This is a genomic window from Vibrio rotiferianus (assembly GCF_002214395.1).
In the GTDB taxonomy this organism is placed as follows: domain Bacteria; phylum Pseudomonadota; class Gammaproteobacteria; order Enterobacterales; family Vibrionaceae; genus Vibrio; species Vibrio rotiferianus.
The window spans coordinates 2,032,562-2,054,958 of sequence record NZ_CP018312.1 but is presented as its reverse complement, the minus strand read 5'-3'; the positions used below and the strand labels follow the sequence as shown (position 1 = coordinate 2,054,958).

Below are 22,397 nucleotides of genomic sequence, written 5' to 3'. Positions count from 1 at the left end.
ACAAACTTATCTTGTTTAAACAGCACTTTTCGAAGTGCTGTTTTTGTTTCTACTCGTGCTCAAACGAACGACACTGATTCTGCAAGATTTTACATTTTGTATCGATTTATCATCTTGATTTATTGATTTAACCTTTTGTGGCACGAAAACGATACCGTAAAGCAGACGAAAATTAGCCAATCCGTATCTCTAGTAAGGATTTTTGTTGCCATCAAAGTATTGCTCTATATAATGAACTTGGTAAAAATAATTTGATAAATATCAAAAAAAATTGAGAGCGAGTAAAAAACTTGCCCATTTGTTGTCTGAGATCGTGTGTATCAGGCAAGTAAACCGATAACCGTTAATCCGTAATTAAGCATAAATAATATGGTATCGGCATTTATCCAAAAGTGAGCTCACCTCTAGAGACCAAAGAATTCATCGGTTGGATGTATGACCGCAATGTGATTGTGAGTCAGCATCGAGCTGAACCCATATATTCATTTTTGTAGAGGATAACATTGTGACACGCATTATCGTTGTAGGCGGCGGTGCTGGTGGCCTTGAGTTGGCAACCAAACTGGGCCGCACTCTGGGTCGTAAGAACCGAGCGCAAATTACACTGGTAGACCGTAAAGCGAGCCACTTGTGGAAACCATTGTTGCACGAAGTAGCAACAGGTTCTTTGGACGAAGGCGTGGATGCATTGAGCTATCGTGCTCATGCGAAGAACCACAGCTTTGACTTCCAAATGGGCAGTCTTCAAGACATTGACCGTGAACGTAAAGTGATCATTCTAAGTGAGCTTAAAGACGAGCACGGCGAACTTCTAATGCCAAGCCGTGAGCTAGAATACGACATTCTAGTGATGGCTATCGGCTCGACATCAAATGACTTCAACACACCTGGTGTCCGTGATAACTGTATCTTCCTAGATAGCCCAGAACAGGCACACCGTTTCCGTAGCGAGATGAACAATGAGTTCCTAAAGCTGCACGCGAAAAACGGTAACGGCACAGTCGATATCGCTATTGTTGGTGCGGGTGCAACGGGTGTTGAGCTATCTGCTGAGCTTCACAACGCAGTGAAAGAGTTGCGTACTTACGGCTTTGGCGACTTAGATTCTAGCAAGCTAAACGTGAACTTAGTTGAAGCAGGTGAGCGCATTCTTCCAGCACTTCCACCACGTATTTCTTCTGCGGCGCATCAAGAGTTGGTTAAGCTTGGCGTAAACGTGCGCACAGCTACGATGGTGACGCAAGCGGATAAAGACGGTCTGACGACGAAAGACGGTGAGAAAATCCCAGCACAGATCATGGTATGGGCTGCGGGCATCAAGGCCCCTGATTTCATCAAAGACATCGCTGGTCTAGAAACTAACCGTATCAACCAGCTTGTGGTGAAAAACACGCTACAAACTACGCGTGACGATGACATCTTCGTTATTGGTGACTTGGCACAATGTACTCAGCCTGATGGCTCTTTTGTACCGCCACGTGCTCAAGCGGCGCACCAAATGGCCAGCCAAGCGTTCACTAACATCGTTGCTAAGCTAAATGGCCGTGAACTGAAAGCTTACGAATACAAAGACCACGGCTCTTTGGTTTCTCTAAGCCGCTTTTCTACGGTTGGTAGCTTGATGGGTAACCTAACCAAAGGTTCGATGATGGTTGAAGGTCGTATTGCTCGCGTGGTTTACATTTCGCTATATCGCATGCACCAAATGGCGCTGCATGGCGTGATTAAGACGGGCCTGATGATGTTGGTTGGCCGTATCAACCGCGTACTTCGTCCAAACTTGAAGCTACACTAATACTTTATGATTTGGCTCTTTACTCTGATTTGGTAAAGAGCGAAATAAAGGTCAAAACAAAAGCCACCGTATATCGGTGGCTTTTTTATTCTAAATCGCTAGGAAGCAGTGAATACACTACGCCATCTTTCGGCTTGCCATGGAAGATAAAACGGTTTCTGGCAACCGCTTCTTTCTGTGCTCCAATGGATTCAATTAACGCCTGACTAGCGGTGTTATCTAAATCGCAGACGATTTCTACGCGAGTCAAATTGAGCTTGGCGAAACAGAATTCCGCGAGTGAGCGAATGGATTCTTGCGCATAGCCTTTGCGTTGATAGCGGTCCGCTACCCAATAACCAATACTCGCCATATTGAAGGTATGGTAAAGCTCATTCACAGCGGCCATGCCAACGAGGTTGCCACTTTCACGTTCATAAACACCAAAACCGAAAGCCTCTGTCTTAACCCAGTTCAATCGTGTTGCCAGCAAAAAGTCTTGGGCTTCTTTGAGTGTGATATCTTGATTACACCAATCGAGCCAATGGTGCAGAGAAGGGGACTCAGCCAGTATACGTTGTAGGATGTGTGCTTCTTCTGAAGGAATAAGCCTGAGTGCTAAACGAGGGGTGATGATTTCAAAATCAGGGCTCATGAACCAATACAACTTCCATGCTAGATTCTAGATAAAATAAAGCGCAGCAAATGCTACGCTTTAATTTTTTAATGATTATTGAACGCGACGCACTTGGATGATCATGCCCATTAATGGGTTGTCTAGGTAGTGAGTCTCACTACTGCGCATACGACGCTTCTGATCCATACGGTAGCTCTTCAAGAACGTTTCTTCAGTCACTGTAGGTGAAATTTCAGCTAGGTTTCCTACTTGAACATTCCCTTCAACTTCACCAAACTCTTGTGATTGCTCTTCTAGAGGCTGTGCCTCAAAACGAACTTCACGAACACTTGGCTCTCTAATGTCCATCGTAGTTTCTGCAAATAGATAGTGCTGAACGTAAATTTGTAGCTTTCCATCCAACTCGTATAGTGGTCCTGTAATACTTTCTTCAGTGTAACCATCAGATTGTAAAGACAGAGCGTTACCGTTTCTTTGGCTGCCATCAGAGTTGTATACTCCTGAAAAGTCTTTGCCGCCTACGATACGAAATACGGGAGCGCTTGCCTTACCACGGTCGCCTTGTCTCCAAGCTACGTGCTTAAGCACTTTAAAGCCAGCGTGGTTACGTAGAGCGGCTTCCTGAGAGTTTAATTGATAAGCTGAACGAGGCAGGAGAGTAACGCCTTTAGCTTGGCGATATGAATCACTCTCTAAACTGCCAACATTATCCATCTCAATTTTTGGAAGTTGATTTGGCCAAGACTCAGTGGTGCTTTCTGCGTCTACTGCTCGCTTGAAAATAATTACTTCAATATCAAATTGACGCGCAGCCCAAGATGGCATTGAAACGCATAGAAGTAACAATGGGATCAGTATTCTCATTCGACTATTAGCTCGTTGGTAATAAATTCTGTTTAAAATCATTCAGTAAGTCTTGAACAAACTGAATGCGTTTACGTCGGTCCGTCAATGGTACGCTAAACTTGAACTTAGTTGGACCTTCCATTGCAAATTTTTGCGGCTGTGATTGCAGGAGTTTAACTAAATACGCTGGGTTTATGTCAGCATCAGGGTAAAACTCAATGAATCCCCCCTTATCATGCGCCTCAATCTTCTTCGCCTTGAGACTTCCTGCCCCAATTTTCAGTTCTGAGACAGATAGAAGGTTCTTCGCAGCATCTGGTAACAAACCGAACCGGTCAATCAATTCTACTTTTAGCTCAGACAGAGCCTCGTTATCAGTAACACTTGCAATGCGCTTGTACATGGATAGACGAGTGTTCACGTCAGGAATGTAATCATCCGGCAGTAGAGCGGGGATGCGCATTTCTATCTCTGTCTGCTCGCGAAGCAGGTCATCCAGTGATGGTTCTTTACCTTCTTTCAATGCTTCAACCGCTTGTTCAAGCATCTCCATATACAGTGTAAAGCCAACTGATTGAATTTGACCACTTTGTTCGTCACCTAAAAGCTCACCAGCACCACGGATCTCAAGATCGTGTGTTGCTAAAGTGAAGCCTGCACCAAGATCCTCCAGTGAAGCAATTGCATCAAGACGTTTGATGGCATCTTTGGTGATCGCTTTCGGATGCGGTGTCAGTAGATAAGCATATGCTTGGTGGTGTGAACGACCAACGCGACCTCGAAGTTGGTGCAATTGCGCCAAGCCTAGGTTGTCAGCACGATCCATGATGATCGTGTTGGCTGTCGGAACGTCGATACCCGTTTCGATGATGGTGGTACAGACAAGCAAGTTGAATCGCTGATGATAGAAGTCATTCATGATGCGTTCTAACTCGCGCTCACGCATCTGACCATGGGCGACGGTCACTCGCGCTTCTGGAATCAGCTTTTGCAGATCTTCTGCTGTCTTTTCGATGGTTTCGACTTGGTTGTGGAGGAAGTAAACCTGGCCACCACGCATGATTTCACGTAATGCCGCTTCACGAACGACGGAATCCTCGCGTTGACGTACAAAGGTCTTGATTGCCAAACGACGGGCTGGTGGTGTCGCGATGATAGACAAGTCGCGCATACCACTCATTGCCATGTTTAATGTTCGCGGAATCGGAGTTGCGGTAAGCGTAAGGATATCCACATCGGCACGCATCGCTTTTACTTTTTCTTTCTGGCGCACGCCAAAGCGGTGTTCTTCGTCAACAATCAATAGCCCAAGGTCTTTAAACTTGATGTCGCTAGAAAGTAGCTTGTGAGTACCTACCACGATATCAACTTTGCCGTCAGCAACATCTTGGAGGATGACTTTCTGCTCTTTTGCCGATTTAAAGCGCGATAGTACTTCAACGCGAATTGGCAAGTTGGCAAAGCGGTCACGGAAGTTTTCAAAGTGTTGCTGTGCCAGTAGGGTGGTTGGCACCAATACGGCGACTTGTTTGCTGTTGTCAGTAGCAACAAATGCAGCGCGCATTGCGACTTCTGTTTTACCAAAGCCTACGTCACCACACACTAGGCGGTCCATGGCTTTCGCTTGGCACATGTCAGACAGAACAGCATTGATTGCCATCGACTGATCATCAGTTTCTTCAAACGGGAAAGTCGCTTTGAAGGTCGCGTATTGACCACGGTCGAGAGCAAACTTGTAACCCGGTTTCAACTCGCGCTTAGCGTAAACGTCGAGAAGCTCGGCAGCCACGTCACGGACTTTTTCAGCGGCCTTACGACGAGCCTTCGCCCATGCTTCACCACCGAGTTTATGCAGCGGCGCGCTCTCTTCAGCACCACCTGAGTAACGGCTGATTAGGTTTAATGAAGACACAGGAACGTAAAGCTTGGCATCGTTTTGATACTCAAGGGTCACGTACTCTGTTTTCATTCCACCGGCTTCAAGTGTTTGCAGGCCAATGTAGCGGCCGATACCGTGGTCGATGTGTACCACTGGCTGACCTGGTTTTAGCTCGGCGAGGTGGCGAATGACGGTGTCACTGTTGACGGTCTTTTTGTCTTTACGACGACGCTGAATTACGCGATCGCCCAGTAGATCACTTTCACAGATAAGTGCGAAGTTCAGCTCTTCGTGAATAAAGCCATGTTCTGCTGCGCCTAAGATCAAGCTGAATCGATCTTTGGAATCCAAGGCTTGGTAAATTGATTCATGTACCACAGGGCGAATTTTGATGCCTTGTAGCAATTCAGTCAGTGCTTCTCGGCGGCCTTCGGATTCTACCGAAAAGACGATTTTTCCTGTGAATTGCTCACTAAACTGGCGTAGACGAGAAAGTGGTTCTTTGTTCTGCTGTTGTACACCCAGTTCAGCCAGAGACTGTACTGCGAGGTTTTGGCGACCAGCACGTTTTACAACTTTATCTAGACTTAACAGGGCTTGAGGCAGTTGCTTTATTTGCTTGAATAGCTCGTCCTTTTTTAGCCACAGTTCATGAGGGACTAATAACGGGCGAAGTGGATCGATTTTCTTTTGGTCGTAACGATAGTCGACGTCATTCAAGAACGTATCCACAGCGGCTTCGATGTCGCCATAAACGATCAGTTGTGAATCATCTGGTAAGTAATCAAACAGGGTTTCTGTGTGCTCAAAGAACAGTGGCTGCCAGTATTCGATACCTGCAGGCCATGTCCCTTTGGTTACCTGCATGTAGATGGACTCGGGCTCGCGACGAGCTTCGAATTGCGTACGCCAACGAGTTCGAAAATCTTCGATTGCTTCTTTTGTGGTTGGAAACTCGTGCGCTGGCAGCAATTGGATTTGCTGAATGTCGTCGATCGAACGTTGATTTTCTGGATCAAAGGTACGGATGGTATCGATCTCATCATCGAAGAAGTCAATACGATATGGATCGGAACTGCCCATCGGGAATAAATCAAGGATTGAACCACGGCTAGCGTATTCCCCAGGCCCAAATACTTGATCCACATGACGGTAGCCAGAATTATCTAACTGAGTACGCAGTTTTTCTAGTGAGAATTGATCGCCTGTTTTCACCATCAAAGTATGTTGCAGCAAGAAGTCGCGAGGAGACTGGCGTTGTAAGATGGTACTGACAGGTACGATAGTTACACCACTGCGTTGGTTTGGCAGTTGGTATAAGCGTGCAATTCGATCAGAAATGATTTCTTGGTGCGGAGAAAAGTTATCGTAAGGCAGCGTTTCCCAATCAGGGAATAGACTGACTGGCTGATCGGTAAACTGTTCAATTTCTGCTTGAAGCTTCAACGCAATTTGTGGATCTGGTACAACAAGCAGAGAGTGGCTAGCATGCTGTTTCGCCAGCTCTGCGATTGCCATAGGTAATGCTGCGCCGGGTAGGTTGCCCAGCTGTTTTTTATCGCCACGCTCAGACGGATTCGTGACGGAGAGAATCGTTGCTTTTGTCATGGTACTTATTTGTTATCTCGCTCTAGTGAGCGCTGACGGAGTAGTTTTTGCTGCTGGTATAGCGCGGCCTTAATCAATAGATCTTGGTCTGCTTCTCTAAGCAATTTGTACTTGAGAGTGACCAGATGCCCTTGTTCTGATGGTTCGCATTCTATTACCTGAGCGTAGCAGTAAATCGCAGCGGCTGGGTGGTCTAAGAAGAGCTTCACCCGAACCAATTGCCCTACCTCTACCAAAAGGTTGGAGCGGTAGCTTAATTGACTGGCACCAAATTGCGTGGTTTGAGAGCGCTGGGCGGGGTCGTCTTGCTGAGAAAGCATAAAGCTTAGCAAAAGATTAAGCTTTGAATTTTGCGTATCCAACAAGCTGATTACGTGTTTAAGATCTTTGTTCTGTAGCTCTAACCGAGCACTATCAGCGAGCATATCCAGTTGACTAAACTCGCTAGCCACAATGAATGGTGCAGGGATTTCTGCGAGAAATGATTCTTCATTGGGCAAAAGGTAATCTTCACTCATCACCTCAACATTAATAGTTAGGTTGTGGTGTACGGTGAAGTATTCTTGCTCAGTCATATTTAGTGTCCTTTTGCCAAACGAGCACTTCTCTTTCCTATAGTGAAAGAGGAAGGTAAGGCATTGATTATCGCTAACTGACTTAACTTATCAAGTTTCCTTGCTCTGTCAGGCTGAACTTTCTTAGAGAAAAATGGACTTATTGCATGTCGTTGACAAATTTAGCGATTATCTTGTCTTCTTCATAGTAAGAGTAAGGTAAGATAACCGGTATTAATTAGCTAAGTATTGGCTCCATTATTAGAAAACCAGTTGGTTTGTCCTATATGTATCATCCTATCTCTTTGTTTATTGGCATAAGGTATCTTCGGGGACGCTCCGGGGATAGATTCAGTCGATTCGTTTCTTACATGTCGACCGCAGGTATCACGATTGGTGTGATGGCGTTGGTGACAGTACTTTCGGTCATGAATGGCTTTGAGGCTCAGCTAAAGGAACGCATCCTAGGTGTCCTTCCTCATGCGGTGATTTCCCAGCACGATGGTAAAACGCCCGTTAGCGAGACTGCGCCCCAATTTATCCAAAACATGTCGACAATCGCTGCGCCTGAACCGATTGTTCGCGGTGAGGCGGTGATCCAAAGTTCAGCGCAGCTAACCGCTGGTTACTTGATTGGTATCGAGCCTAAACTTGGCGATCCTATTTCTAATCACTTGATCGCTGGCCGTTTATCCTCGCTACAAGCGGGTGAGTATAAGGTGTTCCTTGGTCACAGCTTGGCGCGCTCTCTTAAAGTGTCGATGGGTGACAAAGTCCGCTTAATGGTGACCAATGCGACGCAATTTACCCCATTAGGTCGAATCCCAAGTCAACGTAACTTTACGGTGGCGGGCATCTTCAATACTGGCTCTGATGTTGATGGCCAGCTCATGATCGTCAATATGACCGATGCTTCTAAGTTGATGCGTTTGCCAAAAGATACGGTATCGGGTTGGCGCGTATTCTTCTCTGACCCGTTTATGGTGACTGAGTTTGCAGATAAACCAATGCCTGACGGTTGGCAGTGGAGCGATTGGCGAGCGCAGCGCGGCGAGCTTTTCCAAGCGGTTAAAATGGAAAAGAACATGATGGGCTTAATGCTAGGCCTGATTGTTGGCGTTGCGGCATTTAATATTATCTCTGCGTTGATCATGGTGGTGATGGAGAAGCAATCGGAAGTCGCGATTCTCAAAACCCAGGGTATGAAGCAATCTCAAGTGATGGCGATTTTCATGGTGCAGGGCGCGAGTAGTGGTGTGATTGGCGCGATTGTTGGTGGCGCGGTCGGCGTTGCTTTATCGCTCAATCTCAATGCCATTCTGGAAGCGGCAGGTGTTGCCTTGTTTAGCTTCGGTGGTCACTTGCCAATCGTGATTGATTCATTCCAAATTTTATTGGTGGTAGTGCTGGCGATTGCTCTGAGTCTAGCTGCCACTGTTTACCCGTCTTACCGAGCATCTTCTGTTAAACCTGCTGAGGCACTTCGCTATGAATAAGCTATTAGAATGTCGTGATATTCGTAAAGTCTACCGAGAAGGCTCGTTAGATACGGAAGTGTTGAAAGGCGTGAGTTTTGATATCGACAAAGGGGAATTGGTCTCTATTGTTGGCTCATCTGGCTCAGGTAAGAGTACGTTGCTGCATATCCTTGGCGCTTTAGATGATGCATCTCAAGGTGAGGTGGATTTTCTGGGACAGAACTTGTCTGCGCTAAGTTCAAACAAGCAAGCGGCACTGCGAAACAAACACCTCGGTTTTGTGTATCAGTTCCATCACCTATTGGCTGATTTCACTGCAGTAGAAAACGTTGCTATGCCATTGTTGATTGGTGGCGCAAAAGTCGCGGATGCAAAAGCGGAAGCAAAAGCTCTGCTAGAGAAAGTTGGCCTAGGACACCGCATGGACCACCGTCCTTCGGAGCTGTCTGGTGGCGAACGCCAACGTGTTGCGATTGCCCGTGCTTTGGTCAACAAGCCGGATTTAGTATTGGCGGATGAGCCCACGGGCAACCTAGACCACAATACCGCATTGGCGATTTACGATTTGATGCGTGAGCTAAACCAGGAATCGAACATCGCTTTCTTGGTGGTTACCCACGATAACGAGTTAGCCGCGAAAATGGACCGTCAAATGCACATGCAAGATGGGTTGCTGGTGGATCGCTTTACTATTCAAACAGCGACTGCGGAGGGCTAATTTTGTTTTCATCTTTAGCATTGATGATCGGTGGCCGTTTTAGTCGCGCGAAAAAGCGCAACAAGATGGTGTCCTTCATTTCTCTCTCTTCCACCATTGGTATTGCGGTTGGTGTTGCGGTGATCATTATAGGTCTATCCGCCATGAACGGTTTTGAGCGTGAGCTACAGTCACGTGTTTTATCGGTAATCCCACATGGGGAGTTAGAAGGGGTAAACGGTCCGCTACATAACTACACCAAAACCATGAACCAAGCCTTGAAGCATGAACACGTTGTCGCAGCGGCGCCTTATGTTCGATTTACTGGCTTGGCAGAGAAAGGCAGTAAGCTCAAGGCGATTGAAGTGCGCGGTGTGGATCCTGCTTTTGAACAAGCGGTGTCGAGCATGTCGGAGTTCATTGACCCAGAAGCATGGCAAAACTTTTATGCGGGCCAACAGCAAGTGATTTTAGGCCGTGGTGTGGCGAATGAGCTTAAAGTAGATGTAGGTGATTACATTACTTTGATGATTCCCCAGACTGGCAGCACTAATAAGGTTCAAGCACCAAAACGAGTTCGCGTTAAGGTGGCTGGATTTTTGACTCTTAATGGTCAAATCGATCACTCATTGGCTTTAGTGCCTCTGGAGGATGCACAAGCTTATGCGCGCTTGGGTGATGGTGTCACGGGTATTTCGCTTAAAACCGATGATGTACTTAACGCGCCTTCCATTGTGCGTGAAGTGGGTAGCCTGATTGATGTGTATGTTTACCTGAAAAGTTGGCAACAACAGTTCGGCTTCTTGTATCGCGATATTCAGCTCGTTCGTACCATCATGTACTTGGTGATGGTATTGGTCATAGGTGTGGCGTGTTTCAACATCGTATCGACACTAATGATGGCGGTGAAAGATCGCGCTGCCGAGATTGCGATTCTTCGTACTATGGGCGCAAAGGATGGTTTGATTAAGCGTATCTTTGTGTGGCAAGGCGTGTTCTCGGGTGTATTTGGCAGTCTTTCTGGCAGTGTGGTTGGTGTTCTTGTTGCGTTAAATCTCACTCCAATCATCAAAGGGCTAGAAGCTTTGATTGGTCACCAATTTCTTTCGGGGGATATCTACTTTGTCGACTTCTTACCATCACAATTGCATTGGCCTGATGTTGCTTTGGTTTCAATTACGGCGATTGTGCTCAGCTTGCTAGCGACATGGTACCCTGCATCCCGCGCGGCGAAACTTAATCCAGCTGCGGTATTGAGTTCAAAGTAGTTGATAGAACTTAGCGAAGCGCTGGTAACTAACTGACACAAAAAAGGACCGAATCTCGGTCCTTTCTTTTATCTGCAATCTAACTATCGCCTCTGCAGTGGCTCGGTAGTTTTCATACTTGAGTTACAACACCTTTCACACCGAACGTTAAGCGTTTTCCATTCGATGCTTTGCAACCTGCCAATTGAAGAATAAGTACTTATCGTATCTTACGTTTTTGCCAGCTTCTTACTACTGAGTAACGCCAAAGTCCGCGAATACCAAAGTAGCCAATAATGGCAGAACCAACACCACAAATGGCACAACCAAGTAAAAATGGAGGCCCAATGGTGTTCATTTGCTCCATGATGAATTCCCACGACAGTTCAAAGTGGAAAGGCTGTGGTGGTACGTGCATGACCAATGCACCAAGCTTATAAGCAAAGTAGAACAGTACTGGCATAGTAATTGGGTTACTGATCCAGACAAGTGCTACGGATAGAGGCAAGTTGACACCAAGCATGATGGCAAGACCTGCAGCCATGATCATCTGACTCGGAAGCGGAACAAACGCCATAAACAGACCAACAGCAAAAGCACCTGATGCAGAGCGACGATTTAGACACCATAAGTTTGGGTTGTATAAAACGTTGCCGAAGACTTTCAGTGCTTTTTGGCGCTTGATCATTTCATGATCTGGCATGAAGCGTTTTATCAGCTTTCTAGGCATAGGACGACATGACTCTCTCAGAAAAAAGTTTGGCCTTGGCGTTATTTGTAGCAAGCGTTTTTTCATCTGCGTGGTGGCCGATGATGCCGAGTTGGCATTGGTTGCTGCTGGGTATTTTTGCCGTTGGCTCAATAATCAAACTACGTCGAGGCTTAATGTGCATTGGCGTAATTTGGGGCTGTATGGTGGTTATTGCCCATGGCAATGTCATGGAACAACAAAAACAAGCCCTGTTTAAAGCAGGGGTGAATATTACCATAAATGGCAAAGTTGACAGCCCTTTTACGCAAATAAGTCACGGATATGAAGGAATTGTCGTTGTTAGCCACGTAAATTCTCAATCTCTCTTACCATTTTTTAAACCAAAAGTTCGGTTGATAACCTCAATTCCACTTGGTGTTAACAGTGAAATTAAGGCGGAAGTAGAGTTAAAGCCGATTACGGGCTTAAAAAACGAGGTTGGTTTTGATTCAGAAAACTTTTCTTTAAGTCAGGGTATTGTGGCAAGAGCGACTTCGATGAAAGACAGTCGCTGGATTGTTCGCTCAAAAAGCGCTCTCAGACAAACACTCATCGCGCGTATTAACGCCAGTATTGCAGGTTTATATAATGAACCTTTAATAAGAGCTCTGAGTTACAGCGATCGCTCATTACTTACTCCCGACTTATGGAAAAGCTTGCGAGACAGTGGACTTATTCATCTAGTATCCATTTCTGGTTTACACATTGGCATGGCGCTCTCATTTGGCTGTTTTCTTGGTTTTTTGTTTCGTCTTGCAATTCCGTGGGCTAATCATTTGCCCTACATCTTTGGGCTAGTTTTTGCTGTTGCTTATTCTTGGCTTGCTGATTTTTCGTTGCCAACTGTGCGCGCCCTAAGTGTATGCGCGATCTATTTGTTTCTTAAGTACCATAAACTGCATTGGCCAAGTTGGAGGATTTTACTGCTCGCCATTAGTGGGCAACTTTTAGTCGAGCCGTTTTCTTTCCTAGGTAGCAGTTTTTGGTTGTCTTACTTATCGGTAGTTGCGGTGCTTGTTGTACTTAATATTGTTTGGATGAACCAATATAGTTGGCTTAACATTTTAAAGCATATCATCGCAGTTCAACTTGCTCTGTCGCTGTTCATTTTGCCAGTTAGCGGCTACTTTTTTTCAGGTTTTAGCGCAGTATCTCCCCTTTTTAATCTGATTTTTATCCCTTGGTTTAGCCTGGTTGTGGTTCCTATGATATTTATAGCGCTACTTTTCACCTGCTTGACCGCAGATGTTTTTAGTTGGGTATGGATATTCGTCGATGGGGTACTTTGGCCTCTAAATTGGGCGTTAGGATTGGCTGAGGAAACTTGGTTTGCTGTTAGTGATGACTCACTTATTCTTATAACGTTGATATTGTTTTGTTTGTTTGGGCTTCGTTTTCTTACTGTGAATAGCATCCTACTCATCATCAGTATTGCCACGCTCTATCTCGTCTTTCCCTTTAAACAGTATTACTGGCGTGTTGATGTTTTAGATGTGGGCCACGGGCTATCAGTGTTGTTTGAGAAAGACGATAAGGCATTGCTCTATGATACGGGGAAATCATGGAGAGGGGGGAGCATTGCTGAAAGAGTTATCTCGCCTATCCTACATTCAAAAGGGCACTCTCAAATTGACGCTTTGATCCTCAGTCATTTGGATGATGACCACGCAGGAGGAAGACGGTTCTTAGAAGAGAATTTTGAACCTAATGACAAGTTCAGTAGTCAGCTTCTGCCGGATTATCTTCCTTGTATCGAGGGCGAAGCCTGGTATTGGCAAGGGGTGAAGTTTGAAGCAATCTGGCCACCTAAATTAGTAAGGCGTGCTTTTAACCCTCACTCGTGCGTCATTAGGGTCGTTGATCCTGTTTCTAACTTTCGAATTTTACTAACCGGAGATATTGAGGCCATTAGTGAATGGATTTTAATCAGACGACCAGAACTGTTAGATAGTGATATCGTGATTGTCCCCCACCATGGCAGTAAAAGCTCTTCTAATCCCAAGTTTATTGAAGCAATAAACCCTCAAATAGCCATCGCTTCTTTGGCTAAAAATAATCGGTGGGGGATGCCATCCCCATCTGTACAGCAGGCCTACACGTCTTTGGGCACATCATGGTTTGATACTGGAGAATCTGGGCAGGTGAGTATTTATGTATGGCGGGATTTTTGGCGATTAAAAACGCAACGTAACAAGATGTTTGAGCCTTGGTATAGGCAGATGCTGCGTAAGGGAGTAGAATAAGAGTCTTAATCTAAGAAAATAAAGCACTTCTATGTCGATAAATACTGATGAAACGACCTGGCAGACGTTTAAACGTCTTTGGCAATTTATTCGCCTTTATAAATCAGGTCTTATCGTTGCCGTTATTGCATTAGTTATTAATGCTATTTCTGATACCTATATGATTTCCTTGCTAAAACCGCTTCTTGATGAAGGTTTTGGTAATGCGGAGTCGGACTTTCTTCGAACACTTCCGCTGATTGTTTTTGCCATGATGTTTATTCGTGGTGTGAGTGGGTTTGTTTCCACATATTGTTTGAGCTGGGTGTCAGGCAATGTGGTGATGCAAATTCGCCGTATGGTGTTTAATCACTTTATGCATATGCCCGTGTCTTACTTTGATAAAGAAAAGACGGGTAATCTACTTTCTCGTATTACTTACGACTCGGAGCAAGTGTCTGCGGCTACCAGCTCTGCGTTAGTAAGTATTGTGCGTGAAGGCGCGAGCATCATCGGTTTGCTGGTTTTGATGTTCTATAACAGCTGGCAATTGTCTTTGGTTTTGTTTGCTGTCGCTCCTGTTGTAGCTTTTGGTATTAGTGTTGTTTCTAAGCGATTTAGAAAGATCTCGAGAAACATGCAGACCATGATGGGCAATGTGACGGCTTCGGCAGAGCAAATGCTGAAAGGTCATAAAGTTGTACTAAGCTACGGTGGTCAAGACATCGAAGGCAAACGCTTTGAAAAAGTCAGCAACCAAATGCGCCAACAAAGCATGAAGTTAGTGACAGCTCAAGCAGCGGCAAACCCAATCATTCAAATGATCGCGTCTATTGCAATTGTCGTGGTGCTATATCTAGCAAGTATTGATTCAATCAAAGAGCAACTGACTCCGGGTACGTTTACCGTTGTATTCTCAGCAATGTTTGGTTTGATGCGTCCGCTTAAAGCGCTAACAAATGTAACCTCACAGTTCCAACGTGGTATGGCAGCGAGCCAAACTTTATTCGCGTTGGTAGACCTAGAGCCAGAAAAGAACGAAGGTAAATTTACAGTCGAGCGCGCGAATGGTGATGTTTCGGTACAAGATGTGAGTTTTACTTACCAAGGGGCAGAGAAACCAGCGCTCGAAAACGTCAGCTTTGATATTCCTCGTGGTAAGACGGTGGCGTTGGTTGGCCGTTCAGGCTCAGGTAAGAGTACCATCGCGAACTTGTTCAACCGTTTTTACGACGTCAGCGGTGGCTCTATTACACTTGATGGCCATGACATTCGTGACTATGAGTTGAAGAACCTACGAGAGCAGTTCGCTTTAGTTTCTCAAAACGTCCATCTATTTAACGATACCATCGCAAACAATATTGCTTACGCGACAGAAGGTAAGTTCACGAATGAAGATATTGAACGAGCAGCGAAATTAGCTCATGCGATGGAATTTATCAGTAAGATGGATGGCGGACTCGATGCGATGATCGGTGAGAATGGCGCGAGTTTATCTGGTGGTCAGCGTCAACGTGTAGCCATTGCTCGAGCTTTATTACGTGACGCGCCAGTTCTGATTCTTGATGAGGCAACGTCTGCTCTAGATACCGAGTCTGAACGTGCAATCCAATCTGCTCTGGACGAACTACAGAAAGACAAAACTGTATTGGTGATTGCACACCGACTGTCGACGATTGAGAATGCTGATGAAATCCTAGTGGTGGATGAAGGTGCGATCGTTGAACGTGGTAACCATGCTGATTTGATTGCTAAAGACGGAGCATACGCTCAGCTTCATCGAATCCAATTTGGTGCTTAAGCGCTGTGGTTGAAAAAATCTGGTTCGAAAACCATCCCCTAAAATACCTGCTGTGGCCACTGTTGTGGCCACTGAGTCTGTTGTTTGGAGCGATTAGCAAGTCTAAACGTCAGCAATACCAATCCGGTAAAAAGCGAGCGTATAAAGCGCCTGTACCTGTCGTCGTTGTTGGAAATATTACAGCTGGTGGTAATGGCAAAACGCCTGTTGTAGTGTGGCTGGTGGAGCAATTGCAACAGCTTGGTTTTAAACCGGGAGTGGTATCTCGAGGCTATGGTGCAAAAGCACCGCATTATCCGCTCATTCTGGATGACAATACACCAGCGAAACACTGTGGTGATGAGCCGAAGCTGATTTATCGCCGCACTGGTGCACCTGTCGCCGTAGACCCGGTTCGTGCCAATGCGGTGAAAGCATTGCTTGAAACTGGCGTTGATATCATTATTACTGACGATGGCCTCCAGCATTACGCTCTAGAGCGAGATATCGAGTTCGTTATCGTTGATGGTAATCGCCGCTTTGGCAATGAAAGCCTTATTCCACTTGGTCCACTTCGTGAAGGGGTAGAGCGTCTTGCTGAAGTCGACTTTATCATCACGAATGGCGGTCAAGCTCAGCAAGGCGAAATGCCAATGTCTTTAGCGCCATCAAAGGCGATAAACCTGAAGACAAAACAACAAGTCGAGGTCAGTGAATTACGTGATCTCGTTGCGTTTGCGGGGATAGGGCATCCACCACGATTTTTTAATACACTTAATGCAATGAATGCAGACGTCAAAGTGACGAAAGGCTTTGCCGATCATCAAGACTTTGACCAGCAAGAATTACAAGCATTGGCTCAACAAGGAGCTAATGTGATTATGACAGAAAAAGATGCCGTCAAATGCGACAGTTATGCGCAAGACAATTGGTGGTATCTGCCCGTTTCTGCACAGTTTGAATCAAACGATGCAGGACGAATTTTAAATCGAATAAAAGAGGTTAAAGCGACTTATGGATCACCGTCTGCTTGAGATTGTAGCTTGCCCTGTGTGCAAAGGTAAGCTGACGTACGATAAAGATAATCAAGAGTTGATCTGCAAACTGGATCGCCTTGCTTACCCAATCAAAGAAGGTATTCCTGTTCTGCTTGAGCCAGAAGCACGAACCATGAGCATGGATGAGGGACGCTAATGTCTTTTACGGTTGTCATTCCTGCGCGCTACGCGTCGAGCCGGTTACCCGGTAAGCCATTGGCAGACATTGGTGGTAAGCCAATGATCCAGTGGGTCTATGAGCAAGCGCTACAGGCGGGTGCTGAAGATGTGATTATCGCGACGGATGATGAGCGCGTATCTGTAGCGGTAGAGCAGTTTGGTGGTAAAGTTTGCATGACTTCTCCAAATCATGAATCTGGAACCGAGCGTTTAGCTGAAGTGGTAGAAAAGATGGCTATCCCGGCAGATCATATCGTGGTCAATGTTCAGGGTGATGAGCCATTGATTCCACCGTCTATTATTCGTCAAGTGGCTGACAACTTAGCGGGTTGTGATGCGCCAATGGCAACGCTTGCGGTTGAGATCGAATCGGAAGAAGAAGTCTTCAACCCGAATGCGGTAAAAGTAGTGGCGGATGAGCGTGGCTATGCTATGTACTTTAGCCGAGCAACGATTCCGTGGGATCGTGACAACTTTGCCAAGCAAGAAAAAACGATCGCGAACCCATTGATGCGCCACATCGGTATCTACGCTTACCGAGCGGGTTTCATTAATACTTACGTGAGTTGGCAGCCAAGTGCACTTGAGCAAATTGAGTGTCTGGAGCAGCTTCGCGTGCTTTGGTATGGCGAAAAGATTCACGTTGAAGTCGCAAAAGAAGCACCAGCAGCCGGTGTGGATACTCCAGAAGATTTAGAAGCGGTACGCGCCATTGTTGCTAAGCAAGCACAATAAGCTTGGTATTGTTTTCCAAATTAGAAAGGCTCCTCATCGAGGAGCCTTTTTTGTCGGTATGTTAGCTTAGATGTCGTATAGGTTAGATATTGGTATCGTACTGATTCCGTTTTGGACAAGTTGAGAGGATCTCTCTGTGTCCGGTGTCTTTCACTTCCTCGAGAATTACGTCAAAGCCCCATAAGCGATAAACATGCTTTAATACCTCGTCATAACTGCTATCAAGAGGAATTCGGTTGTGAGGAATATATTGCAGTGTTAAAGAGCGATCACCACGAACGTCAACGTTGAAGACTTGAATATTGGGCTCCAGATTTGCCAAGTTATATTGCGCAGCGAGGGTTTCCCTAATGCGTTTGTAACCCATTTCATCATGAATAGCGGCAACTTCGATGAAGTTTTTCCGGTCATCATCATTAATCGCAAAGAGCTTAAAGTCGCGCATGAGCTTCGGTGACAAGTATTGGCTAATAAAGCTCTCGTCCTTAAAGTTATGCATGGCAAAGTGAACCGCATCTAACCAGTCTGTTCCTGCCAATTCTGGGAACCACTCTTTGTCTTCGTCTGTCGGCTCTTCACAGATGCGTTTGATATCTCGAAACATCGCAAAACCAAGTGCATAAGGGTTGATACCGTTGAAGTAAGGGCTATTGTATGGCGGTTGTGCGACCACGCTTGTATGGCTGTGTAGAAACTCGAGAATGAACCTCTCAGAAACCAAACCTTCATCATAGAGATGATTGAGAATGGTATAGTGCCAGAACGTTGCCCAGCCTTCGTTCATTACTTGAGTTTGTTTCTGTGGATAAAAGTATTGGCTTACCTTACGCACGATACGAACAATCTCACGTTGCCAAGGCTCAAGCAATGGAGCGTGTTTTTCAAAGAAGTAGAGCAGGTTCTCTTGGGGTTCACTAGGGAAGCGGACCTTCATGTCTTCTTCTTTGGTTTTGGATTGTGGCACTGTACGCCAAAGTTCGTTAACCTGAGATTGCAGGTAAGCTTCACGCTCTTCCTGGCGAGCTTTCTCCTCATTGATCGAAATCTTTTCCGGACGTTTGTAGCGGTCTACACCAAAGTTCATGAGTGCATGGCAAGAATCGAGCAATTGTTCGACTTCGTGCACGCCATATCGCTCTTCACATTCCGCAATATAATTCTTTGCGAACAGAAGATAATCAATGATCGAACTTGCATCGGTCCAAGTTTGGAACAGGTAATTGCCTTTAAAGAACGAGTTGTGCCCATAACATGCGTGAGCGATAACAAGCGCCTGCATGGTGATGGTGTTCTCTTCCATCAAGTAGGCAATACATGGGTTGGAGTTAATGACGATCTCGTAAGCCAACCCCATCTGACCGTGCTTATAGTTCTGCTCTGTTTGTATGAACTTTTTACCAAACGACCAGTGATTGTAGTTGATGGGCATACCGATACTTGAGTACGCGTCCATCATTTGCTCTGAGGTAATCACCTCAATTTGGTTAGGGTAGGTATCGAGACGGTAATGCTCCGCGACACGCTTGATCTCTTTGTGGTAACGCTCAAGCAGCTCAAAGGTCCAGTCTGGACCATCTGGCAGCATATTCTCTCTGCGCTTCTTCGAGGCTTTCCCCGAAAGGTTTGTTGTTGCAGTGTTCATTGCCCACCTCCTTACGCCGTTTCTTTTTTGAATAGTTCACGAAAGACTGGGAAGATATCCTCCACAGAGCGGATATTTTTCATGGCGAAGTTTGGAAATTCTTCTGAAAGTTTTTCATATTCATGCCACAGCGTTTGGTGCGAGCGTCGTGTGATTTCAATGTATGAGTAATACTGACAATTCGGAAGCAATTTATTCACAAGTAAATCACGGCAACGAGGCGAGTCATCAGCCCAGTTATCACCGTCAGATGCCTGGGCAGCATAGATGTTCCATTGGCCCACAGGATAGCGGTCTTGGACGATCTCGTTCATCAACTTGAGCGCACTTGATACAATTGTCCCGCCAGTTTCTTGCGAATAGAAAAACTCATGTTCATCGACTTCTTTCGCTTGGGTGTGGTGACGAATGAAGACGACTTCAACGTTCTCGTAGGTACGTGTTAAGAACAGGTACAGAAGCACGTAGAAGCGCTTTGCAATATCTTTGGTGGCTTGGTCCATAGAACCGGACACATCCATCAGACAGAACATCACTGCTTGGCTCGACGGAACAGGGCGTTTCTCATAGTTCTTAAAACGTAAGTCGAAAGTGTCAATGAAGGGTACGCTTTCTATTTTCTTACGTAGATCCTCAATTTCTTTCTTAAGACGATTTTCTTCAAGCTGTTGAGCTGGCTCGATGTTTTTGATTCGGACAAGCTCTTCTTCTAATTCATGAAGAAGGCGTTTCTTACCTGCTGTCATGGCGGTGCGACGTGCCAACGACTGTTGCAGTGAACGAACAACGGCAATGTTGGATGGAATACCTGCCGTTTGATAACCAGCTCGGTGTGTTTTCCATTCTGTGATTTTGGCAATTTGGTTTTTCTCAAGATTCGGTAGCTCTAAATCTTCAAACAAGATATCGAGGTATTCATCTTTTGAAATTTGAAAAACGAACTCATCTTGGCCTTCGCCGTCAGGGCTGGCATTGCCTTCACCAGCACCGCCGCCTTGGCCACCGCCTTTCGGGCGTTCGATCTTGTCACCAGTGATAAATTGGTCGTTACCAGGGTGTACGCGGTCGCGCACGCCTCCTTTACCCTGATGAAACATAGGTTCATTGATGTCTTTGTGCGGTATAGAGACGTCTTCGCCCGTTTCCGTGTTCGTGATCGAGCGTCGATTCACTGCGTCAGCTACCGACTCTTTAATCTGCTCTCTATGACGCTTCAAGAAGCGCTGTCGATTAACAGCGCTCTTGTTTTTGCCATTGAGCCTTCGGTCTATAAATTGCGCCATGAAATAGCCCTCTTCATGTTTCACAAGCGACCTAACTCAAACTAGTTAGGATGACTTACGTACTCGTAGGTACCACTCAGAAAGTAGGCGAACCTGTTTCTCGGTATAGCCTTTTTCCATCATGCGAGCGACAAAGTCGTCGTGCTTCTTCTGATCTTCAGAAGAGGTTTTCGCATTGAACGAGATAACCGGAAGTAGCTCTTCAGTATTGGAGAACATTTTTTTCTCGATTACCGTGCGCAGTTTTTCGTAGCTGGTCCAAACTGGGTTTTGACCATTGTTATTGGCTTTCGCACGAAGCACAAAGTTGACGATTTCATTTCGGAAATCTTTCGGGTTAGAGATGCCAGCCGTTTTCTCGATCTTCTCTAGTTCTGCGTTTAAAGATGCTCGGTCGAATAGCTGACCAGTTTCTGGGTCACGGTACTCTTGGTCTTGAATCCAAAAGTCGGCATAGGTGACGTAGCGGTCGAAGATGTTTTGACCATACTCAGAGTAGGATTCTAGGTATGCTGTCTGAACTTCTTTACCAATGAACTCTACATAGCGAGGTACTAGATAGCCCTTCAAGAATTCAAGGTATTTCTCAGCAATTTCAGAAGGGAATTGCTCACGTTCTACTTGCTGTTCAATTACATAGAATAGGTGAACAGGGTTCGCTGCTACTTCTGTTTGGTCAAAGTTGAATACGCGAGACAAGATCTTAAATGCAAAACGGGTTGATAGACCGTTCATTCCTTCATCAACACCTGCATAGTCACGGTATTCTTGATAACTCTTCGCTTTTGGATCGGTGTCTTTAAGCGTTTCGCCATCGTATACACGCATTTTCGAGAAGATGGATGAGTTTTCAGGGTCTTTCAGTCGTGAAAGAATACTGAATTGAGCAAGAGTTTCGAGTGTGCTTGGTGAACAAGGTGCTTTAGACAGTTCACTGTTTTCAAGCAGTTTCTGGTAGATCTTCACTTCTTCCGACACTCGTAGACAGTAAGGCACTTTCACAATGTAAACACGGTCCAAGAACGCTTCGTTGTTCTTGTTATTGCGGAAGGTTTGCCACTCAGATTCATTTGAGTGCGCCAGAATCATACCGTCGAATGGAATCGCCGATAGACCTTCAGTTCCGTTGAAGTTGCCTTCCTGAGTCGCAGTCAAGAGTGGGTGTAGCACCTTGATTGGCGCTTTGAACATCTCAACGAATTCCATCAAGCCTTGGTTCGCTTTACACAGCGCGCCAGAGTAGCTGTAGGCATCTGGATCGTCTTGTGAGTAATGCTCTAACTGACGAATATCGACCTTACCAACTAGGGACGAAATGTCTTGGTTGTTTTCATCACCCGGTTCGGTTTTCGCGATACCAACTTGATCCAAGATGGATGGACGCACCTTGAGTACTTTAAACTTGGTGATGTCCCCGCCAAAGTCGTGTAAACGCTTTGCAGCCCAAGGAGACATGATTGACCGCAAGTACCGATGTTCAATGCCATATTCTTTTTTCAGAATCTCCCCATCTTCAACTGGATTAAATAGACAGAAGGGATGGTCGTTTACTGGGCTTCGTTCGCCATTTGCGCTCAAAACATAAATAGGCATTTTTTCCATCAATGCTTTCAGTTTTTCGGCAAGAGATGACTTACCACCACCGACAGGGCCGAGTAGGTATAGGATTTGTTTGCGCTCTTCCAGACCTTGTGCAGCATGTTTGAGATAAGAAACAATCTGCTCAATCGCATCTTCCATGCCATAGAAGTCTTTGAAGGTTTCATAACGCGAGATGACACGGTTAGAGAAGATACGGCTCAATCTTGGATCTTGGGCAGTATCAATGACTTCTGGCTCTCCGATAGCCAAAAGTAGGCGTTCTGCAGCATTAGCGTAAGCGCTTTTGTCGTCTTTACACAGGGCTAAGAAATCCTGTAACGACATCTCTTCATCTTTTGCAGCTTCATATCTTGATTGATAGTGGTCGAAAATACTCATGTCGCTTTCCCCTTTAACTAGTCAGTCTACCGACGAACGTTGACGCAGGCTTACCCACCTTCAATAT

General features: G+C 45.6%; 17 protein-coding genes. 9 read left to right on the top strand and 8 right to left on the bottom strand.

The window, feature by feature from the left end:
• Positions 1-505 precede the first annotated feature (505 nt).
• Positions 506-1,795, top strand: coding sequence for an NAD(P)/FAD-dependent oxidoreductase (locus BSZ04_RS18565; RefSeq protein WP_005431677.1), 1,290 nt, complete (start codon positions 506-508; stop codon positions 1,793-1,795).
• An 85-nt stretch (positions 1,796-1,880) separates the two neighbouring features.
• Here the strand turns inward: BSZ04_RS18565 and BSZ04_RS18560 are convergent, their stop codons facing one another.
• From BSZ04_RS18560 to BSZ04_RS18545, 4 genes are all read right to left on the bottom strand, one after another.
• Positions 1,881-2,429: a GNAT family N-acetyltransferase gene (locus tag BSZ04_RS18560; RefSeq protein ID WP_010447129.1), complete on the bottom strand. Its 549-nt coding sequence runs from the start codon at positions 2,427-2,429 to the stop codon at positions 1,881-1,883.
• Between the two features lie 75 nt (positions 2,430-2,504).
• A complete protein-coding gene (locus BSZ04_RS18555) occupies positions 2,505-3,275 on the bottom strand; it encodes a peptidoglycan binding protein CsiV (RefSeq protein ID WP_081641160.1) in 771 nt (256 codons plus the stop codon).
• 7 nt (positions 3,276-3,282) lie between these two features.
• Positions 3,283-6,744 (bottom strand): transcription-repair coupling factor, encoded by a 3,462-nt coding sequence (gene mfd / locus BSZ04_RS18550; protein WP_088881102.1) that lies wholly within the window; start codon positions 6,742-6,744, stop codon positions 3,283-3,285.
• A gap of 5 nt (positions 6,745-6,749) precedes the next feature.
• Entirely contained in the window at positions 6,750-7,319 is a 570-nt protein-coding gene (locus tag BSZ04_RS18545; RefSeq protein WP_088881101.1) for a PilZ domain-containing protein, read from the bottom strand.
• A 266-nt stretch (positions 7,320-7,585) separates the two neighbouring features.
• Between BSZ04_RS18545 and lolC the strand changes: the two genes are divergently transcribed.
• From lolC to lolE, 3 genes are read left to right on the top strand one after another with little or no spacing between them, the layout of a single operon-like run.
• Entirely contained in the window at positions 7,586-8,794 is a 1,209-nt protein-coding gene (gene lolC, locus BSZ04_RS18540; protein WP_071235725.1) for a lipoprotein-releasing ABC transporter permease subunit LolC, read from the top strand.
• Entirely contained in the window at positions 8,787-9,494 is a 708-nt protein-coding gene (gene lolD / locus BSZ04_RS18535) for a lipoprotein-releasing ABC transporter ATP-binding protein LolD (protein ID WP_010447138.1), read from the top strand. Before lolC ends, lolD begins: the two co-directional genes overlap by 8 nt.
• Before the next feature lie 2 nt (positions 9,495-9,496).
• Entirely contained in the window at positions 9,497-10,741 is a 1,245-nt protein-coding gene (lolE, locus tag BSZ04_RS18530; protein WP_088881099.1) for a lipoprotein-releasing ABC transporter permease subunit LolE, read from the top strand.
• Positions 10,742-10,940: 199 nt separating this feature from the next.
• Here the strand turns inward: lolE and BSZ04_RS18525 are convergent, their stop codons facing one another.
• The gene (locus BSZ04_RS18525; RefSeq protein WP_010447143.1) at positions 10,941-11,450 is read right to left on the bottom strand and encodes a DUF2062 domain-containing protein; all 510 of its coding nucleotides are present in this window, start codon (positions 11,448-11,450) and stop codon (positions 10,941-10,943) included.
• A gap of 8 nt (positions 11,451-11,458) precedes the next feature.
• Between BSZ04_RS18525 and BSZ04_RS18520 the strand changes: the two genes are divergently transcribed.
• The 5 genes from BSZ04_RS18520 to kdsB are packed head-to-tail and all read left to right on the top strand — an operon-like array spanning position 11,459 to position 17,425.
• Positions 11,459-13,714, top strand: a complete 2,256-nt coding sequence (locus tag BSZ04_RS18520) for a DNA internalization-related competence protein ComEC/Rec2 (protein ID WP_088881098.1) — start codon at positions 11,459-11,461, stop codon at positions 13,712-13,714.
• A gap of 31 nt (positions 13,715-13,745) precedes the next feature.
• On the top strand, positions 13,746-15,494 hold the full coding sequence (msbA, locus tag BSZ04_RS18515; protein WP_088881097.1) for a lipid A ABC transporter ATP-binding protein/permease MsbA: 1,749 nt from the start codon (positions 13,746-13,748) through the stop codon (positions 15,492-15,494).
• A gap of 5 nt (positions 15,495-15,499) precedes the next feature.
• The gene (gene lpxK / locus BSZ04_RS18510; protein ID WP_088881096.1) at positions 15,500-16,507 is read left to right on the top strand and encodes a tetraacyldisaccharide 4'-kinase; all 1,008 of its coding nucleotides are present in this window, start codon (positions 15,500-15,502) and stop codon (positions 16,505-16,507) included.
• Positions 16,488-16,667 carry a Trm112 family protein gene (locus BSZ04_RS18505; RefSeq protein ID WP_005378451.1) on the top strand — a complete coding sequence of 60 codons (180 nt, stop codon included), beginning with the start codon at positions 16,488-16,490 and terminating at the stop codon, positions 16,665-16,667. The genes lpxK and BSZ04_RS18505 overlap by 20 nt, the downstream gene beginning before the upstream one ends.
• Positions 16,667-17,425, top strand: a complete 759-nt coding sequence (gene kdsB / locus BSZ04_RS18500; protein ID WP_088881095.1) for a 3-deoxy-manno-octulosonate cytidylyltransferase — start codon at positions 16,667-16,669, stop codon at positions 17,423-17,425. The genes BSZ04_RS18505 and kdsB overlap by 1 nt, the downstream gene beginning before the upstream one ends.
• Positions 17,426-17,507: 82 nt before the next feature.
• Here kdsB and BSZ04_RS18495 read toward each other — a convergent pair whose 3' ends face one another.
• From BSZ04_RS18495 to BSZ04_RS18485, 3 genes are read right to left on the bottom strand one after another with little or no spacing between them, the layout of a single operon-like run.
• Positions 17,508-19,067, bottom strand: a complete 1,560-nt coding sequence (locus BSZ04_RS18495) for a SpoVR family protein (protein ID WP_010447164.1) — start codon at positions 19,065-19,067, stop codon at positions 17,508-17,510.
• A gap of 11 nt (positions 19,068-19,078) precedes the next feature.
• Positions 19,079-20,350 carry a YeaH/YhbH family protein gene (locus BSZ04_RS18490; RefSeq protein ID WP_038883831.1) on the bottom strand — a complete coding sequence of 424 codons (1,272 nt, stop codon included), beginning with the start codon at positions 20,348-20,350 and terminating at the stop codon, positions 19,079-19,081.
• Between the two features lie 45 nt (positions 20,351-20,395).
• On the bottom strand, positions 20,396-22,330 hold the full coding sequence (locus BSZ04_RS18485; protein WP_010447168.1) for a PrkA family serine protein kinase: 1,935 nt from the start codon (positions 22,328-22,330) through the stop codon (positions 20,396-20,398).
• Between the last annotated feature and the right edge of the window lie 67 nt (positions 22,331-22,397).

Bases quoted from the DNA above. Each gene is read 5' to 3' on its own strand.
- BSZ04_RS18555 (WP_081641160.1), bottom strand. From the start codon at position 3,275: ATGAGAATACTGATCCCATTGTTACTTCTATGCGTTTCAATGCCATCT.
- kdsB (WP_088881095.1), top strand. From the start codon at position 16,667: ATGTCTTTTACGGTTGTCATTCCTGCGCGCTACGCGTCGAGCCGGTTA.
- BSZ04_RS18545 (WP_088881101.1), bottom strand. From the start codon at position 7,319: ATGACTGAGCAAGAATACTTCACCGTACACCACAACCTAACTATTAAT.
- lolC (WP_071235725.1), top strand. From the start codon at position 7,586: ATGTATCATCCTATCTCTTTGTTTATTGGCATAAGGTATCTTCGGGGA.
- BSZ04_RS18485 (WP_010447168.1), bottom strand. From the start codon at position 22,330: ATGAGTATTTTCGACCACTATCAATCAAGATATGAAGCTGCAAAAGAT.
- lolD (WP_010447138.1), top strand. From the start codon at position 8,787: ATGAATAAGCTATTAGAATGTCGTGATATTCGTAAAGTCTACCGAGAA.
- BSZ04_RS18525 (WP_010447143.1), bottom strand. From the start codon at position 11,450: ATGCCTAGAAAGCTGATAAAACGCTTCATGCCAGATCATGAAATGATC.
- BSZ04_RS18495 (WP_010447164.1), bottom strand. From the start codon at position 19,067: ATGAACACTGCAACAACAAACCTTTCGGGGAAAGCCTCGAAGAAGCGC.
- BSZ04_RS18505 (WP_005378451.1), top strand. From the start codon at position 16,488: ATGGATCACCGTCTGCTTGAGATTGTAGCTTGCCCTGTGTGCAAAGGT.
- msbA (WP_088881097.1), top strand. From the start codon at position 13,746: ATGTCGATAAATACTGATGAAACGACCTGGCAGACGTTTAAACGTCTT.
- BSZ04_RS18520 (WP_088881098.1), top strand. From the start codon at position 11,459: ATGACTCTCTCAGAAAAAAGTTTGGCCTTGGCGTTATTTGTAGCAAGC.
- BSZ04_RS18560 (WP_010447129.1), bottom strand. From the start codon at position 2,429: ATGAGCCCTGATTTTGAAATCATCACCCCTCGTTTAGCACTCAGGCTT.
- BSZ04_RS18490 (WP_038883831.1), bottom strand. From the start codon at position 20,350: ATGGCGCAATTTATAGACCGAAGGCTCAATGGCAAAAACAAGAGCGCT.
- mfd (WP_088881102.1), bottom strand. From the start codon at position 6,744: ATGACAAAAGCAACGATTCTCTCCGTCACGAATCCGTCTGAGCGTGGC.